The sequence below is a fragment of the Microbacterium sp. PAMC21962 genome, assembly GCF_019443465.1.
Lineage (GTDB): Bacteria > Actinomycetota > Actinomycetes > Actinomycetales > Microbacteriaceae > Microbacterium > Microbacterium hominis.
This window is the reverse complement of the sequence record NZ_CP080381.1, coordinates 1,539,988-1,556,114: the sequence shown is the minus strand read 5'-3', so window position 1 is coordinate 1,556,114 and position 16,127 is coordinate 1,539,988. Positions and strand designations below refer to the sequence as shown.

The 16,127-nt window shown below is 67.8% G+C and carries 14 protein-coding genes and 1 tRNA gene; 9 read left to right on the top strand and 6 right to left on the bottom strand.

The features are described 5' to 3' along the window. Positions 1-52: 52 nt before the first annotated feature. From KY498_RS07540 to KY498_RS07530, 3 genes are all read left to right on the top strand, one after another. The gene (locus KY498_RS07540) at positions 53-607 is read left to right on the top strand and encodes an NYN domain-containing protein (RefSeq protein ID WP_101307170.1); all 555 of its coding nucleotides are present in this window, start codon (positions 53-55) and stop codon (positions 605-607) included. Positions 608-714: 107 nt separating this feature from the next. Then, a complete protein-coding gene (locus KY498_RS07535; protein ID WP_061782340.1) occupies positions 715-1,317 on the top strand; it encodes a PadR family transcriptional regulator in 603 nt (200 codons plus the stop codon). A gap of 5 nt (positions 1,318-1,322) precedes the next feature. Next, on the top strand, positions 1,323-3,008 hold the full coding sequence (locus KY498_RS07530) for an AarF/ABC1/UbiB kinase family protein (RefSeq protein ID WP_191008036.1): 1,686 nt from the start codon (positions 1,323-1,325) through the stop codon (positions 3,006-3,008). 10 nt (positions 3,009-3,018) lie between these two features. Here the strand turns inward: KY498_RS07530 and KY498_RS07525 are convergent, their stop codons facing one another. After that, on the bottom strand, positions 3,019-3,912 hold the full coding sequence (locus KY498_RS07525) for a RimK family alpha-L-glutamate ligase (RefSeq protein WP_191008037.1): 894 nt from the start codon (positions 3,910-3,912) through the stop codon (positions 3,019-3,021). A 69-nt stretch (positions 3,913-3,981) separates the two neighbouring features. Here KY498_RS07525 and KY498_RS07520 point away from each other — a divergent pair, with 69 nt between their 5' ends. Together KY498_RS07520 and KY498_RS07515 are read left to right on the top strand one after the other, a co-directional pair. Continuing rightward, on the top strand, positions 3,982-4,692 hold the full coding sequence (locus KY498_RS07520; protein ID WP_191008038.1) for a CoA pyrophosphatase: 711 nt from the start codon (positions 3,982-3,984) through the stop codon (positions 4,690-4,692). Between the two features lie 47 nt (positions 4,693-4,739). Beyond that, positions 4,740-4,828 (top strand) — tRNA-Ser (locus KY498_RS07515). Positions 4,829-5,063: 235 nt separating this feature from the next. On the opposite strand, the gene KY498_RS07510 is transcribed toward KY498_RS07515, so the two are convergent. Further along, positions 5,064-5,609 (bottom strand): hypothetical protein, encoded by a 546-nt coding sequence (locus KY498_RS07510; protein ID WP_191008039.1) that lies wholly within the window; start codon positions 5,607-5,609, stop codon positions 5,064-5,066. A 97-nt stretch (positions 5,610-5,706) separates the two neighbouring features. Between KY498_RS07510 and KY498_RS07505 the strand changes: the two genes are divergently transcribed. Both KY498_RS07505 and KY498_RS07500 read left to right on the top strand, forming a co-directional pair. Further along, entirely contained in the window at positions 5,707-6,669 is a 963-nt protein-coding gene (locus KY498_RS07505; protein WP_191008040.1) for a thymidylate synthase, read from the top strand. 136 nt (positions 6,670-6,805) lie between these two features. Continuing rightward, positions 6,806-7,600, top strand: a complete 795-nt coding sequence (locus KY498_RS07500; RefSeq protein WP_258186445.1) for a hypothetical protein — start codon at positions 6,806-6,808, stop codon at positions 7,598-7,600. Here KY498_RS07500 and KY498_RS07495 read toward each other — a convergent pair. Together KY498_RS07495 and KY498_RS07490 are read right to left on the bottom strand one after the other, a co-directional pair. Further along, positions 7,584-8,699: an ImmA/IrrE family metallo-endopeptidase gene (locus KY498_RS07495; protein WP_191008042.1), complete on the bottom strand. Its 1,116-nt coding sequence runs from the start codon at positions 8,697-8,699 to the stop codon at positions 7,584-7,586. The two genes, KY498_RS07500 and KY498_RS07495, sit on opposite strands and share 17 nt — an antisense overlap. Continuing rightward, positions 8,696-9,013: a hypothetical protein gene (locus tag KY498_RS07490; protein WP_191008043.1), complete on the bottom strand. Its 318-nt coding sequence runs from the start codon at positions 9,011-9,013 to the stop codon at positions 8,696-8,698. The genes KY498_RS07495 and KY498_RS07490 overlap by 4 nt, the downstream gene beginning before the upstream one ends. Positions 9,014-9,320: 307 nt before the next feature. On the opposite strand from KY498_RS07490, the gene KY498_RS07485 reads away from it, so the two are divergent. After that, positions 9,321-10,793, top strand: coding sequence for an ATP-dependent endonuclease (locus tag KY498_RS07485; RefSeq protein WP_191008044.1), 1,473 nt, complete (start codon positions 9,321-9,323; stop codon positions 10,791-10,793). A 386-nt stretch (positions 10,794-11,179) separates the two neighbouring features. Then, on the top strand, positions 11,180-12,589 hold the full coding sequence (locus KY498_RS07480; RefSeq protein ID WP_082734188.1) for a dicarboxylate/amino acid:cation symporter: 1,410 nt from the start codon (positions 11,180-11,182) through the stop codon (positions 12,587-12,589). A 36-nt stretch (positions 12,590-12,625) separates the two neighbouring features. Here the strand turns inward: KY498_RS07480 and KY498_RS07475 are convergent, their stop codons facing one another. Both KY498_RS07475 and KY498_RS07470 read right to left on the bottom strand, forming a co-directional pair. Beyond that, positions 12,626-14,860 (bottom strand): DUF3488 and transglutaminase-like domain-containing protein, encoded by a 2,235-nt coding sequence (locus tag KY498_RS07475; protein WP_191008045.1) that lies wholly within the window; start codon positions 14,858-14,860, stop codon positions 12,626-12,628. Then, positions 14,847-16,121, bottom strand: coding sequence for a DUF58 domain-containing protein (locus KY498_RS07470; RefSeq protein ID WP_223849510.1), 1,275 nt, complete (start codon positions 16,119-16,121; stop codon positions 14,847-14,849). Before KY498_RS07470 ends, KY498_RS07475 begins: the two co-directional genes overlap by 14 nt. Positions 16,122-16,127 lie beyond the last annotated feature (6 nt).

Below are 16,127 nucleotides of genomic sequence, written 5' to 3'. Positions count from 1 at the left end.
CGGTCGAGGGGCGCGGACCGCGAGAGGACGCGTGGATGCCGAGGGAGGCAACGTGACGGAACGGACCAGCTGGATCCTCGTCGACGGTGAGAACATCGACGCCACGCTCGGCGGATCGATCCTCGGTCGTCGACCGCAACCGGACGAGCGACCGCGCTGGGACCGCCTCCTCGGGTTCCTCGAGGAGCGGTGGCAGCAGCCGGTGCGCGGGCTGTTCTTCCTCAACGCCTCGACGCACCTGCCGATGCCGTTCGTGCAGGCGCTGCTCGCGCTCGGCTACACGCCCGTGCCCCTGTCGGGTCCGAGCGACGCGAAGGTGGTCGATCTGGCGATCCAGCGGACCCTCCGCGCGCTTCGCGATCGCGGGGGCGACGTCGTGCTCGTCAGCCATGATCGCGACTTCGTCGACGACCTCGCCGTCCTCGCCGACGAGGAGCGGCGGGTGGGCCTCATCGGATTCCACGAGTTCCGCAGCAGCGAGTTCGCCGCCGTGCCGGGCCTGGAGTTCTTCGACCTCGAGTACGACGTGCACGCGTTCGACGCCGTCCTGCCGCGGGTGCGGGTCATCCCGATCGAGGAGTTCGATCCGCTGCAGTTCCTCGGCTGAGACCGCGTCGCGCCGCCCGCGCCGCTGCTCGGATTCCAAGCCCGCACACAGACGAACGATATATCGTTGACTATCGTCGAATCGTCGACGCGACATCGGGAGGCATCATGAACGACTCATTCGCAGGTGCAGACTTCGGCGGACGCCGGCCGGGAGCCCACGGCTTCGGCGGGCGCGGGTTCGGCGCGGGAGCATTCGGCGGAGGTCCGGGCGGCATGTGGGACGCGATGGAGAACCTCCGCGCGTCGTTCGAGCAGCGCACCGGCCCGCGCATGGGACGCGGGGACGTGCGCGCGGCGGTGCTCGCGCTGCTCGCCGAACAGCCCATGCACGGCTACCAGATCATCCAGGAGATCGAGCAGCGCAGCGGCGGGGCGTGGAAGCCCAGTGCGGGCTCGGTGTACCCCACCCTGCAGATGCTCGCCGATGAGGGCCTGATCGCCGCCGAGGAGGCGAACGGGCGCAAGACCTACAGCCTCACCGACGCGGGTCGCGCCGAGGCCGACGCGGCCGCGGAGCGGACGGCGCCGTGGGAGACGCCGGGCCAGCGCGACGGCGGGCGCATGAGCGCGCTGCCCAAGGCCGGGTTCGAGCTCGCGCAGGCCGTCGCCCAGGTCGGACGCACCGGCACGCCCGCGCAGGTGCAGCAGGCCGTGGATGTGCTCGACGAGGCGCGTCGCCGCATCTACGCCCTCCTCGCGCAGGACTGAACGGCGTGCCGTCCGGGTCCCGCGCGCGATACCGGCGCATCCTCCGCTTCGCCGCACTGTCGCTGGCGCAGACCTGGTGGTACGACCTGTTCCTCCCGCGCGTCGGGCTGCGCCGACTGGCCGAACGTTCGCGCAGCGCCCGGATGCAGCGCATCGCACGCCGCTTCCACGCGCTCGCCGTCGACCTCGGCGGCCTGATGATCAAGGTCGGGCAGTTCATGTCGTCGCGGCTGGACGTGCTGCCGCCGGAGATCACGCAGGAGCTGGAAGGGCTGCAGGACGAGGTGCCGCCGGTGCCGTTCGCGCTGATCCGCGCGGCCGCCGAGGCCGAGCTGGGCGTGCCCCTCCAACGGGCGTTCGCCTGGTTCGACGAGTCGCCGGTGGCGGCGGCATCCCTCGGGCAGGCGCACCGCGCGCGGCTCACGCCGGCCGATGCGACGCTCACCGGTTACGGCGCGGTGATCGTCAAGGTGCAGCGGCCCGGGATCGATGAGATCGTCGAGGTCGACCTCGCCGCCCTCCGCCGTGTCGCGGGCTGGCTGAGCCGCGTGCGGCTGGTGTCCGACCGGGTCGACGCCCCGGCGCTCGCGGAGGAGTTCGCGGCGACCTCCCTCGAGGAGATCGACTATCTCCACGAGGCGCAGAACGCCGAGCGCTTCGCCGCCGACACCGCCGCCGATGCCCGGGTCGCCGTCCCGGAGGTCGTCTGGGAGCGCTCGACCCGCAAGGTGCTCACGCTCGAGGACGTCACGGCGATCAAGATCTCCGACGTCGACGCCCTGCGCGCCGCGGGGATCGACCCGTCCGAGGTCGCGCACGCCTTCGCGACGACGATGTTCACCCAGCTGTTCCGCACGGGCTTCTTCCACGCCGACCCCCACCCCGGCAACGTGTTCGTCACGCCGCGACCGGCGTCGGCGGATGCCGCGGCGCCGCCCTGGACGCTCACCTTCATCGACTTCGGGATGATGGGCACGGTCGACACGCGGCTGCGCTCGGGGCTGCGCACCGTGCTGCTGGCCGTCGCCGCGCGCGACAGCAAGCGTCTGGTCCAGGGCATCCTCGACGTCGGTGCGCTCCTGCCCGGCGCCGACACCCGTGACCTCGAGCGCGCCTACGCGAAGCTGTTCGCGCGCTTCGGCGGGATGGGCTTCGCGCAGCTGCGCGAGGTCGATCCGCGCGAGTTCCGCGACTTCGCGGAGGAGTTCGGCGACGTCGTGCGGACCCTTCCGTTCCAGTTGCCGGAGAACTTCCTGCTGATCATCCGCGCGATCTCGCTGACGTCGGGTGTCTGCAGCACGCTCGACCCCGAGTTCAACATCTGGGAGAGCGTCGAACCGTTCGCCGGTCAGGTGCTGCGCGACGAGGGCGGCAACGTCGTCAAGGACGCCCTCGCCCAGGTCGGCGACGTGTTGGCCACCTCGTGGCGGCTGCCGGGGCGTCTCGACGGCCTCATCACGGGTTTCGAGGAGGGCACGGTCGCCGTCGACATGTCGCGGCTGGAGCGGCGATTGGACCGTCTGGAGCGGATCGCCTCGCGAGGGCTCACGGCGATGGTGTTCGGCATCCTCCTCATCGCCGGCATCCTGCTGCGCGCCACCGACGGGGTGTTCGGAACCGTGCTGATGGCGGCATCCGTCGTGCCGCTCGTCATGACGCTGCTGCCGCGGTCGGGTCGACCCCGACGGTGAGGCCGCCGCGTCAGCGCGCGGCGGCGCGCAGGAGCGCGTCGACGACCGCGGGCGTCGCGTGCGGCGCCACGTGCAGGTTGAGCGCCGGCTCGACGAGCTCGACTTCCAGCAGCAGGAGGCCGTAGCGGCGCGAGCGCACCGTGTCGATGCGGGCGTACAGGGGGAGGGGTCCGCCGGTCACGGTCTGCACCGCGCGCACGACCTCGGTCGCGAAGGCGATCTCGTCGTCGAACGCGGGGACCTGCTCGGGATGCTCCTCGTACACGCCGCCGATGAGACCGCCGCCCACCTCCAGCAGCGCACCCTTCGAGATCGCGTGGGTGAAGACGCCGTCGACGAGGTAGAGGGCCTTCTCCCATCCGCGCGAGAGCTCCGACACCTCGGGCTGGATCATCGCCGTGCCGCCGCCGTCGATGATCCGCGCGGCGAGGGCGAGCGCCGCCGGGTCGGCGGCGTCGAACAGCCCGGTGTCGCGGGCCCCCGCCGACACCGACGGCTTCACGACGGCGCGTTCGTGGGCACCGAGGGCCGCGCGAGCCTCGTCGACGCTCCGCGCGTAGGCGGTCGGAACCACGCGGATGCCCGCGCCGTCCAGCTCGGCCAGATAGTGCTTGTCGAGGTTCCAGCGCATCGTCGCGGGGGCATTCACGACACGCGTGGACGCCTCGGCGCGGTCGAGCCATGCCTGGAACTGCGCGGGACGCTCGGGGTAGTCCCACGGTGATCGGATCGCGAGCAGGTCGAACGCGGCGAGGTCCGCGCGATCGTCATGCCAGACCACGGCGTCCGCCGCGGCGCCGCGGCTGCGAAGAGCGTCGAGCAGCAGAGGGGTGTCGTGGTCGGGGTCTTCGTCGGAGTAGGCGTCCGTCACGACGATGCCGATGCGCGGCGCGGGCGAGCTCACCGCTCCACCCTATCGACGGGCGGGCCCGCCCCCGCGCCGTCCGCCGCCGTGAGGCCGTAGCCTGAACGGGTGCCCTCAGAACGTGCTCTCGACCCCGCGGGCGGGGGAGCACGGGCCGAGCTGATCGCGCTCGCCGCCGGCGGCGAGGGCTGGAGCGTGCCGTTGCGCGAGCTGCCCGCCCCGGCATCGGCGCGGCCCGCCGCCGTGCTCATCCTGTTCGGCGTGCTCGATGCGGTGCCCAGTGCGCACGACGCGCAGGATGCCGCGGTCTCGCGCGAGCTCGATGTGCTGCTGCTCGAGCGTGCGACGACGCTGCGTGCCCACCCCGGCCAGGTCGCCTTCCCCGGCGGTCGTCTCGACCCCGGGGATGCCGGGCCGATCGCGGCCGCGCTGCGCGAGGCGGAGGAGGAGACGGGACTCGACCCCGCGGGCGTGGAGGTGCTGGGGGCGCTCCCGTCGGTTCCCCTCGAGTTCTCCGGTCACCTCGTCACGCCCGTGCTGGGCTGGTGGCGGCATCCGTCGCCCGTCCGCGTCGTGGACGACGCCGAGTCGGCCGCGGTCTTCCGCGCCCCCGTCGCGGACCTGCTCGACCCGCGCAACCGCGCCGTCACCGTGATCGAGCGCGACGGCCGGGTCTGGCGCGGACCGGCGTTCGAGGTTCAGGGGCACCTGGTGTGGGGCTTCACGGCGATGCTGCTCGATGCCCTGTTCGACCGCCTCGGCTGGACCGAGCCGTGGGATCTCGGCGATCGGACCCGGCGCATCCCGCTGCCGTCCTGACCCTCGGTCGACATCGAGGCTTCCCCGCGGCTGATAGGATCGTCGGCGGAAGTGTGTCCGAGCGGCCTAAGGAGCATGGCTGGAATCCATGTAGGCGGGGTAACTCGCCTCGCAGGTTCAAATCCTGTCACTTCCGCTCCGCGATGAGCCCCGCCCGTGCGAAAGCCCGGGCGGGGTTTTCGCGTGACGGCGCTCCGTAGGGGTGGCGCCGTTCGACCAGGATCGTGTCGCGCCACCGATCCGCCCCCAAATGAGAGTTTGGGCGGGGTTCTCACATGTGTACACGTTCTGACGTGTCTGGAAGCCCAGCAGGGCGGCCTCCGGCTTCCAGCGCCGCTCAGCTTGCGTTTAAGGTGCAGACCCGGAACCGATCATCCTCGTTCGGGGCTGTCCCTAATCATCTTCCACCGTTGTATTTCTCGAGCGATGACAGAAGCGATGTCTCCGGTCGAAATGGACTTCCAGCCGGGCAACAGCCCATCAGCAGCGAGCAGCTCTCGGTACTGATGGGCGATCCTCATAAGCTGCTCGTCATGATGAACCATGTCATCGCCTCTTGGACCGTGAAGTCGCTCCAGTAGAACGTCATCAGAAGCGTCGACGTGCACCTTCAGGGCATCGATAGCGTTCAGTGCATACTCGATCGACATCACGTTGTCATCTGAGAGCCGTGAGGCCCCGCGATAGATCGGCCCATAGATTAGCTCTCCCACGTGCAGACGATCGAAGACGATGAGACGGCCTGCCGCGGTAGCTGCGTACACCTGGTCGAGATAGTGATCCCGCAGTATTACATCCGGCGGCGGAGGGCCGTTGGCGACGATGCTGCCACCGAACTGGCGAGCCAACGCCTCGGCCGCTGTGGACTTCCCTGCGAAGTCTGGGCCTTCAAGTACCACGATCATGAGGTTCCTCATCCGACGATGGCTATTCCCGCGCGCCGACTCGCGCCCAAGGCCGTCTAGGGCTAGCTTGGCGAGAAGATTGGGGCGCTGCAATACTCAGGGGGGATCGATGTCGCTCGTCGTGGAAGAGAGCACTCTTGATGACCTGCTGTTCGCATCGGTTCAATATCTCCTCAGTGCGGGTGAGTCGGTCTCCACATCACGCGGCGAGACGCTTGAGACTCGTGGCGCTCGGCTGCAGCTCTCTAATCCACGAGCCAGAGTGAGTCGCACGTCGGCCCTCCCTCACATGTTCAGCGCACTTGCGGAGACGATTTGGTACCTGACAGGGGACGACAGCCTTGACCATATCTCGTTCTACGTTTCGGGATACAAAGGTTTGATTGGTGAAGGGACCGGTGTTTACGGTCCGCGCCTCTTCGGTACTGGGGACTATGCACAGATTCAGAGAGTTGTTCAGCAGCTCACTGTTGGCTCCACAACGCGGCAAGCAGTGGTTGAACTCTTCGAACGCCGCGACCTCGATGCGGATCCACGAGATGTTCCTTGCACCTGCACTCTTCAGTTTCTTCTGCGTGGTGGCCGTGTTGACTTGATTGTTTTCATGAGGTCTAACGACGCCATTACAGGCCTCAGGCACGACCTTTTCTCCTTCACATTCATCCAGGAGCTGGTTGCGCGAGCGATTGGGGCAGACGTCGGGACGTACACACACTTTGTGGGCAGTTTTCATATATATGAAGAAGACCGCGACAAGGGCGAGGCGTTCCTGCGGGAAGGCGCGCAAACGCCGTACCCGATGCCGCTGATGCCTCCTGGGGATCCGTGGCCGAATGTCGAGGTAATTATCGAGTGGGAGGCCGCGTTGCGGGCGCAGCGAGATTACGAACCTCCTGATTCGCTTGCGCCGTATTGGATTGAACTCGGCCAGTTGCTTTCGGGTTACCATGCGTACCGGCGGAAGGATAGTAAGGCGCTCACACGGGCTCGCGATCAATTGCGCGGAACGGTCTACGACCTCTACTTAAGCGATCGTGATCACATCTTGGAAGGAGAGTTACCAGATGCGTAGGAACTACGAGCAGGACTCGCGGCGACTAGACAGGGTACTCGCTGACTATGAGTCACGATACGGAGTGCTTCCGGGACTTGCGCAGCCGGGTCATCGAGAAGCACTCATTGAGCAGCTGATTGACAGTGAACAACGTGTGCAGTACACCGACCGTCTGCGGAGCAGGACGCTGGATCCTAAGTCGGGCGATCCACGCGATCCGGGATTTGATCCCGTTCGCGCAGCAATCCTCAATGCTCGGGCCGGTGATCTTGACGAAGCAGTCTGGCTGGTTTACCTGTTTGTCCATTTTGGGAAGCACCGGCATGCCGGGTGGCGCTACATCCGGTACGTGTATGGCGCGTTCGGAGAGGGGCCATCAGGCTGGTGGACTTGGGCGCGCACCGCCGCTGACCCATTCGCCTTTCGGTTGTGGCTTGCCGAGCACCAGGAAGATTTCCATCGTGACGGAGGACGTCATGGATTCGGAAACCACCGTAAGTACGAGAGTCTAGATGCGTGGAAGGACACTGGGACGGGTGCCGCGATCGCAAGTTACGTCACCTGGGTCTTGGCGGCCGGGGGGGATCATGCGGAACGTTTCGCATCCTTCACCGGCGGCACGCCTGAGGAGAGCTTTGACTCAGCTTACCGTTCTCTTGATGCTGTGATCAGGTTTGGGCGCACGGCTCGGTTCGACTATCTAACGATGTTAGGCAAGCTCGGGCTTGTCGAGCTGCGGCCGCCCCACTCATATGTTGTGAACGCAACGGGTCCACGCCGGGGGGCAGCGCTTCTGCTGCGCGGCGACCCTACTGAGGGCACGGGTCGAGTACTGCAAGCAGAGCTTGCTCAGTTCGGCAACTTGACTGGCATTCGCCCCGATGTGCTGGAAGATGCGATATGCAACTGGCAAAAACAGCCGGACAAATACGTCAAGTTTTCTGGGTAAGAGTCTGTTCGCTCCACCTGTAACGCCGAATCAGCTTGTTCTGCTGCCTGAAATCGATTACTCCATCGAAGTGAAGACGACCGACTACTACTCCGGGAGCGACCCCATGTCTTGCAGCGAAACGGGTGATTTCGCGGGCGGTCGGTCCCTTCGCGCGTAGGTTTCGAAGCTCGTCGACACCAGCGGGAAGCAACGCGGAACGCGCAAACTCATTTGCTTCCCTCTCGGTCGCAGACTCCGAACCGTCCGTCACGTCAATCTCATCGAGGAACTCGCCGTCAGCACCGTGAAGCAGAAGATGTCCGATCTCGTGAAACAGAGTGAACCACAGGTGGTCCTCAGCCAGATAGCGGGCTGAGAGCGCGATGGCTCGTGCGTGCTCGTTCACACGGAAGGCGGCGCCGCTGACACGAGACTCTTTCGTGGGTTGGACAACTACCAACGCCACACCGACGCGAGCTAGCAGATCGCTGAGCTGCGGCAGGTATCTCTGAGGATCCCCGATCTTGCTCAGCGACCTAAGTTGCGGAATGCTGGCGCGTAGCTGAGCAGGCGACCAGCTCGCTACGTCGCGTCGCGCGGCTTCCATCTCGGCGCGACGTAACCATGCGGCGACAGCTAGCTCGTCCGATTCGAAGCTTGAGGAGGTCCGGTAGTGCGCATCGGCAAGTCTCGACGTCCACACGTCAGTCCATTGCTGTGCGTCTTCGACGCCAAAATACTCAAGCAGCGTTGCTGCCTCGTGCTGCCAGCTGCCACGGTCGTCCGCAAGCCAGCCGCGATGCCTTAGTTCTGCAATTGGGGCTCGGCGGACAAGGTCATCGACCCTCAGCCAGTTCAGAGACTCCCGATACTGAGCGTCTCTGCGGCACCAGAACTCTGGTGTTGAGCCGAGCATGCTGGCGAGCCCTGCCGCCAGCTCGTTCGTCAGCGCTATCTCCCCAAGTATGAGTCGGCGCGCTTCGGGGTCGCTGATGCCCAGCGCATCCGCGAGGTCGTCTGTGGAGAGACCCTTGGTCTCGAGGAGGCGGCGAATCGTTTCGCCGGGAGGTGATGCCCACCGCGGTGCGTCATCCCGAACGTGAAGTGTCACACTCATGCCTCCTCCCAACCGTTGATCATGAGTCGATTGATCTGTGACCACGCGGGTTTTCCCCCGGCGGTGACCCGAAACGAGTGATGATCAACTCGGCAGCGCAGAACGACACTAGTGCCAGCAACGATCTTAAATCCGGCTGCGTTAACGCTAGCCAGCGGCGGCACGCCGAGCGGAACCTCAAGGAGCGATTCCGCCGCTGTCATGTCAGCGACCTGTTGTCGCATGTCGCGGAGGTGTTCGGGTGAGGGCCAGTCCCCGTCGCTCGGGTCGAGGAACTGCTGCCGCAACCGCGGCGTTGCGTAGCTCAACTGCATCACCGATCTTCCCCAACACCCTCAGCTCTGCGACCACGCGATAGTTCATCCGTCTCTGGGAGTCTTCGCTCAAACGATACTTCGATGAGACTAGCCGCATGGGTCGATTGCCGTGTGCCTTGCCGCGGAGTTTGGGCTGGCAGCGCTGAGCGCGTCTTCGTCGCGGCGCTGCAAGAGACGCGCCGAACTCGATGCTTGGCTTGCATGCCAGCTTCGCGGCCCCCGGACTCGCGCCAGCAGCCGCGTCATCGGGCGTCGTTCGCGACGCCGGCTTTCGCTACGCACGTAATTTCCGTACGCTGGCGATGTGTCGGAGATCAGCCCCAGTGACAGAGCCGCTCTTGCCGCGAAGGTCGCTAGAGGGAGTTATGGCAAGTACCTCAGACGTGTGATCTTGCGAAAGGTGCGGGGCTTCGAGAACAAAGAAGTGTCATTCGACTTCCCCGTGACGGCGCTAGTCGGCCCTAATGGCGGTGGCAAGACCACAATTCTAGGCGCGGCTTCATTGGCATACCGTTCCGTTGAACCTGGACGATTCTTTGCAAAGAGCGGCCGCTACGACAGCAGCATGGTCAAGTGGTCGATTGAGCACGGCGTTATTGACAAGACCGTTGACGTGGCGTCTGAGATCCGCCGTAGCGTCAATTTTCCCACGTCGAAGTGGAACCGCACGCCCTTCGAGCGTGAGGTGCTCATCTTCGGGGTGACGCGTACGGTGCCCGCAACCGAGCGGTCGGACCTTCGCCTGGCGCGCGGTAGCCGCTTCAAGGCGATTGGCGAGGTCGATTTCCCGGATAGCGTGAGGTTTGCGGCACAGAAGATCCTTGGGAAATCGATCGACGGGTACTCGGAGCTTGATGTCACAAGCCGAGCGACACTCTTCGCGGCGGTCGACAGTGCCACAAAGAACCGTTACACAGAGTTCCACTTCGGTGCGGGTGAAGCCAGCATCATCCGAATTGTGAGCAAGGTCGAAGCGGCACCCGAAAACAGTCTCATTCTCGTCGAGGAGATAGAGAATGGCCTTCACCCCGTAGCGGTGCGACGTCTGGTGGACTATCTACTTGCGATCGCGCGTGACAAGTCCTGCCAAGTTATCTTCACGACGCACTCTTCGGAGGCGATTGAAGCACTACCGCCGGAAGCTGTGTGGGCGGCCTTCGACAACGAGGTTGTTCAGGGTGCGCTCAACATCGAAGCTCTACGCTCGCTCACTGGACGCGTAGAGTCGCAGATTGCGATCTTCGTTGAAGACGACTTCGCAGTACTGATGGTAAAGGCGGCGCTTCGCTACTTCGGTGCTGACCTCGCCGCCGTCGCTGTGCACGGCGTGGGTGGCGCGAGCCAGGCCGTGAAGGTGCACGATGTGCACAATGCAGACCCCACCCGTTCGTTCGATAGTGTCGCGATCGTTGACGGCGACCAACGCGCACTTGTCGACTCCGCGGCCCAGATCTACGCGCTGCCTGGAGTGACGGATCCGGAAGCTTACGTCTTTGATGTGGTGCTCGCAGATCTCGATTCCGTTGCTCTCAAGCTAACGGCAGCTCTCAACCTTCCCGTGAGCGACCAGGATCGAGTCAAGAGGGTGGTCAGGGAGCGCGCGCTCACGAACCACGACCGGCACGTCATTTACCAGCAGATCGGGGAGGATCTCGATCTCACCGCAGAGTTGACGGTGCAAAACGCGTTCCTCGGACAGTGGGCGCAACTTCGACCCGCTGAGGTCGACGCGCTCTTCGCGCCCTTCGAGGCACACCTACCGATGAGGGGCGTCTAGTCTCGACCCAAGCGGCGAAGCCGTCGCATTACGATCGCTGCATCGCCGAGCGCGGGCCTACCTGCGAGTCTGCGCGCGCTGACAGATTCATCAACGCTGTGACCTGTCTGTTGTCCAATCCAGCAGCCGCTTCGTCTCCCACGACGGGTTCGAAAGCCATTGCGTGGCCTCCGCTCCGAGATGAGCCCCACCTCTCCATGGTGGGGCTCATCGTCATTCCCGGGACGGAAGGGCCGGCCGTTCACCCGCGCGGACGCGACCTGGCTACGAAGCCGGGAATACGGTGGATGAGGTCGAGGTTGGCCTCACGAGTCGGGTGATCCTCCGTGGTCGCCGCCGCGGCCGCCGCTCCACCCGGCATCCGTCAATCTGGAGATATCCCCCTCATGAGTTCCACCAGCACCACCGCGCCCGCCGCGCGTCCGCCCAAGCCGAAGAAGCCGTTCTACCGGTCGTTCGGCTTCCAGATCACGATCGCGCTGATCGCCGGCATCCTGCTCGGCGTCCTCGCGCTGAACCTGGGTCCGGATGCCGCGGGAGGCCCGAACGGACTGACGGCGACGCTGTCGACCATCGGAAACGGATACGTCACGCTGCTGAAGGCGGCCGTCGTGCCGCTGATCTTCCTCGCCATCGTCGCGAGCATCACCCAGTTGCGCAACGTCACGAACGCCGCACGCCTGGCCGGGCAGACGCTGCTCTGGTTCGGCATCACGGCGCTGATCGCGGTGACGATCGGCATCGTCCTGGGCGTCACGATCCAGCCCGGCAACCGCGTCGCGCACGACCAGCTGACCACCGCCGACCCGTACACGGTCGGCACCTGGTGGAACTTCCTCAAGGGCCTGATCCCGCAGAACGTCCTCGGTCTCACCGTCTCGAGCTCCGCGGATGCCGCCACCGGCGCCGTGACGTCGACGGTGGGCTTCAACGTCCTCCAGGTGATCGTGGTCTCGGTGGCCGTCGGCATCGCGGCGCTGAAGATCGGCGCCCGCGCGGAACCGTTCGTGGCGTTCACGCAGTCGTCGCTGAAGATCGTCCAGCGCGTGCTGTGGTGGATCATCCGCATCGCGCCCCTCGGCACCCTCGGGCTCATCGCGTCCGCGGTGGTGCAGTACGGCACGGACAAGCTGCTCACGCTCGTGTGGTTCGTGGTCGCCGTCTACGCCGGCCTGGTGCTGGTGCTGTTCGTCGTGTACCCGATCCTCATCAAGAGCCACGGGCTGTCGATCAAGCAGTACTTCTCCGGCGTGTGGCCGGCCGTCCAGCTCGGATTCGTGTCGCGGTCGTCGATCGGCACGCTGCCGCTGACCGAGCGGGTGACCGAGCGCAACCTCGGCGTGCCGCGCGAGTACGCGTCGTTCGCCGTGCCGCTCGGCGCGACGACCAAGATGGACGGCTGCGCCGCGATCTACCCGGCCATCGCCGCGATCTTCGTCGCGCAGTTCTTCGGCATCGAGCTGAACATCGTGTCGTACCTGCTCATCGCGCTGGTGTCGGTGGTCGGATCGGCCGCGACGGCGGGGACGACGGGCGCGACGGTCATGCTGACGCTCACGCTGTCCACGCTCGGCCTGCCGCTGGAAGGCGTCGGACTGCTGCTCGCGATCGATCCCATCCTCGACATGGGCCGCACCGCGGTGAACGTCGCCGGGCAGGCGCTCGTTCCGACGATCGTCGCGAAGCGCGAAGGCATCCTCGACCGCGCGCTGTACGACGCGCCCCGCGACGGGGAGCCCTTCGCGGACGACTCGGCGGACGACGCCGAGAGCGCCCCGGCACTGTCGCGGAGCTGACCCCTCGGCTCTCGCCCCGCGACGCCCCGGTCCCGATCAGGCCGGGGCGTCGCGGTCGGCGAAGGCCGACCCGGGCCGGATGAGCAGCGAGCGGGGCAGCGCGATCACCCGCGCGCGCCGAGCGGGCGTCATCGCGGCGAGCATCGCGGCGCGGATGCCGAGAGCGTCCTCGACGGCGCGCGCACCGGCATCCGCCCCCGCTCCCGCGGCGTAGTTCGCGCGCTCCACCGCGGAGACCAGCCGGGACACGGCATCGGGCGGCGCGTCGGCCGACGCCACGAGCATGGCGCCGAAGGCCCGCGGCGTCTGGGACGACGACACGGGCACGCCTGCGTCGATCGCGGTGTCCTGCACGAGCCGCCAGGCGGCGGCCACACTGGCGCGGCGCCGGAGGAGCATCCTCCGCGCGGCGCCGGCCGCGGCCGGCAGGATCGCCAGGACGATCACGGCGGCGACGCCGCCGAGCACCGGCCGGGGATCGATGAGGGCCGCCCCGGCACCGGCGGCATCCGCGGGCGCGGTCTCGGCCGGACCGTTCACGCTGTCGGTGGGAGCCGTCGTGGCCGCGGCGGTCGGCGACGCGGTCGGCGCGCTCGTGGGCGCGTCGGTGCCGCTCGACGCGGCGCTCTGGAACCGTGTCGCCGTGCCGAGGCTCTTCGTCGGCTCGAACGGCACCCAGCCGATCCCGCGGAAGTACACTTCGGGCCACGCGTGCAGCTGGCTGCCGGTGACGTTCACGACGCGCTCGCCGTCGACGACCTGACCGGTGAACGCGCCCGGAAGGAAGCCCACGACGATGCGGGTGGGCATGCCGAGGCTTCGCGCCATCAGCGCGAACGCGCCCGCGAAATGCACGCAGTAGCCCGTCTTGGCCTCGAGGAACGCGGCGACCGCATCCGATCCCTGGCCGTCGAAGCCCTCCTGCACGGGAGCGTCGAGCGAGTAGGTGAACGCGGGGCCGCGGAACCAGTCCTGCAGGGCGATGAGTCTGTCGTAGTCGGTGGTCGCCGACGCCGTGACCTCGCGGGCGAGCGCGCCGATGATGGGCGGGGTGTCGGCGGGCACCGAGTCGACCTCGATCCGCAACCCGGTGCCGCCGGCGGAGGTCGCGCGGATCTGCTCGAGGGTGGGGCGGGCGACATCCGCGAGGACGGTGTACTCCTGCCCCTGCGTCGCGCCCTGGGAGCCCATGACCGTGCGGTTGTACGGCACGAACCGCCACGACCCGACGAGGCCGTCGACCTGCGCCGCCGCGTAGGGGACGGGCGCGTAGGCCGTGGCCAGGTTCTTGACGGTGATGGTCGTGCGCTCCTGCGCGACGGCGATGTCGGGGCCGACCTCGAGACCCTCCAGCGGCTCGCCGCCGAGATCGACCGTGCTCGTGCGATCGGGCTGCCAGACGGCGCCGTCGAAGACGGAGAGCGTCGCGACGCGGAGGTAGGGCACGACGGAGCTGTCACTGCGCATCGTGAGCACGGTCGCATCGCTCTGGCGGCGCAGGTCGGCGCCGAGATCCAACGAGGGGTCGATCATGGTGGCCGTGCCGGGGCCCGCCGCCGGCGTGGCCGCCTGGATCGTCGGCCCGAGCGCGAGAGCCGTCACGATCGCCACCGCGCCGATGGTCACCGCGACGGCGGAGACGCCTCCCGCCCGACGCGGCGCCCGCGACTCGCGGGTGCGCGTCTCCGCCCGGATCAACAGGAGCACCGCGACGGCCAGCAGCACGAAGGCGACGACGTCGACGCCCGCGGGCACGGCGATCGCGGGGATCAGCCACACGGCGACCAGCGCGACGCTCGCCAGCAGCGGCATCCGCGCCGTCACGACGACATGGTCGAGCGCGATCGTCAGCAGCCCGAGCGAGGCGACGATCACGAAGGTCAACGGGGTCGTCGCCGTCAGCGGAGCGATGCCGTCGGCGATCGACGTGGATGCCGCGGCGATCATGCGCGGCACCGCCTCGACGAGCGTCCCCGTCGGGATGACGCCGAGGAGCGCATCGCGGGGGAAGAAGACGGCCGTGACGGCGCCGGCCCACACCGCGAGCTCGATGAGCGTCACCACGGTCGCCGCGACCCGCAGCCGGCGCAGCACGTAGCCGATCGTCAGGAGCGCCAGCGGCAGGCCGGCCGCGCCCCACAGCCACGAGCCGCTCTGCACGACGCGCGTGAGCGGCACGAGGGTGGCGAGCAGTCCCAGCCAGAGAGCGAGGGAGAGTCGCAGCTCTCCGCCTTGCGCCGTCCGCCGCCGGCGGCCCTCACGCGACGGCACGGCCGCCTCCTGGCGTGCTGGTCGCGGCGACGGCATCCGACCACGCCGATGCGAGATCGGCGCCCGGAGCGATGACGCCGAGCCGCCACCCCGTGTCGACGGCGCGAGCACGCGCCGCCTCGGAGACCGCCACGGTCAGAAGCACCGGCAGCGTGCTGTGATGGGGCAGCGCAGCCAGCGCCGCGGCATCCGCGTCGTCGATCGCGCCGGTGACGAGCACGACGGGACCGGCAGAGATACCCGTGAACAGGCGCACCAGGGCGTCGAGGGGGAGGTCGCGTCGTGCCGTCACGGTCGCCAGTGCGATGGCCAGCTGCTCGACACCGCCGCCGTCGCCGCCCTCGATGGGATCGGCCAGCACGGCGCCGTCTGCGTCGATCACCGTCACGAGGTAGCCCTCGCGCACCAGCAGCGCCGTCGCGGACAGGCATGCCGACACGGCGATCTCGAAGCCCGGGTCGCCTCCCGGGGCGCGCGCCGCCTCGACGGGCCAGCGGGGTGCGCCGCGGTCGAGCACGACGACGGCCTCGGGCGTCGTCTCCTGCTCCTCCTGTCGCACCATCAACTCGTCGCGGTGGGCGCTGGCGCGCCAGTGGATGCGGCGCATCGAGTCGCCCGGTGCGTAGGTGCGCGGGATGAGGTTGTCGGCCCCCTGCCCGAGACGGTCGACGACACTGCGGGTGCTGCCGCCGGCGTCGCCGGGCAGATCGCTCAGCGGCCCGAGCTCCACGACCTCCGGCACGATCACGAGCGGAGAGCCGTCACCGACCGAGCGCCGCCGGCGGGTGAAGCCGAAGGGATCGGTCGAGACGACGGAGAGGGGCCCGACCGTGCGGATGCCGCGGCGCATCGCTCGCGCCGAGTAGACGAGCTCGACGCCCTCGGTGCCGGCCACGGCGGAGGCGGTCGCCGGGAACACGCCGGCCGGCCCCGCGGCGGTGGCGTCGGGGCTCGCGTCGATGCCGTCCGGCAGTCGGTCGCGCCAACGGCCCTCGCTGGAGGGGAGGGAGGATCGGGTGCGCACGCGGAGGCGCACGCGGACGTCGGTGCCGACCGGCGCCACGTCGGGTGAGAACGAGCGGGAGACGCGCGCCGAGCGGGGCACCAGGTACAGCGTCGCCGCGCTGACGGCGACGACGATCGCGAGGAGCGCGCCGACATAGGCGAGCTCGGCGATGCCGAAGCGCTGCGCGAGGAACCCGCACACCGCCGCGAGCAGCACCGCGCCGGTGCCGCGCGCGGTCAGAGGCCAGCCGGACACGACCGG